Source organism: Achromobacter sp. 1014246743 (genome assembly GCF_059760725.1).
Genome location: NZ_JCBANA010000185.1, coordinates 1 through 255, shown reverse-complemented (window position 1 = coordinate 255; position 255 = coordinate 1). Strand labels below are relative to the sequence as shown.

Here is a 255-nt window from a genome sequence, read left to right as displayed (position 1 = left end):
AGACCGATGCGATTGATGCCGTGGCCTTGGCGCACTATGCCCAGACCTTGGCTGGCAAGGCAGACCAGGTCGGTGTGCAGTTTGCTCCACCGGATGAGCAGGTCGAGGTGTTGCAGGCGCTCGTGACACGTCGCGCACAATTGATGGTCATGCGCACTGCCGAGAAGAACCGCCTAACCGGGGCGGTCCGAGTTCTTAAAGACAGCATCCGAGCAGTCATTAAGACACTCGATGCCCAGATATCCAAGCTGGATA

Annotated in this window: 1 protein-coding gene; it reads left to right on the top strand. The window is 58.0% G+C overall.

Going from position 1 to position 255, the window contains the following annotated elements; genetic code table 11:
• Positions 1–255 (top strand): IS110 family transposase (locus tag AC6LJ2_RS30170; protein ID WP_498152776.1); only part of this gene is annotated, 255 nt, incomplete at both ends.